Below are 479 nucleotides of genomic sequence, written 5' to 3' on the forward strand. Positions count from 1 at the left end.
GTATCGATTATAGTGAAGAGATGAAAAAAGTAGAACTTGCTCATAAATTTAATATAGAAGCGATTATGGACTTAAGCAATTATGGCAAAACAAGTCGTTTTAGAGATGAACTTATTAATATTTCAAAAGCTATGATAGGAACAGTTCCTGTTTATGATGCAGTAGGATTTTTAGAAAAAGATCTAAAACAAATTAAAGCTAAAGATTTTTTAGATGTAGTTTATCATCATGCAAAAAGTGGTGTGGATTTTATGACTATACACGCTGGAATAAATTCACGTGCTGTTAGGGTTTTTAAAGAAGGAAAAAGACTTACAAATATAGTTTCAAGAGGAGGATCTGTGCTTTATGCTTGGATGATAATGAAAGAGGCTGAAAACCCTTTTTTTGAATATTATGATGATTTATTAGAAATTTGTTTAAAATATGATGTAACTTTATCTTTAGGCGATGCTTTACGTCCAGGTTCTACACATGAT

1 protein-coding gene is annotated in these 479 nt (G+C 30.1%); it reads left to right on the forward strand.

Annotated features, from left to right (window positions below; genetic code table 11):
* The coding region (locus JG676_RS07825; RefSeq protein ID WP_200217872.1) for a phosphomethylpyrimidine synthase ThiC at nucleotides 1–479 on the forward strand (479 nt) is incomplete at both ends.

The organism is Campylobacter sp. 2018MI34 (genome assembly GCF_016598975.1).
Classification (GTDB): Bacteria; Campylobacterota; Campylobacteria; order Campylobacterales; family Campylobacteraceae; genus Campylobacter_D.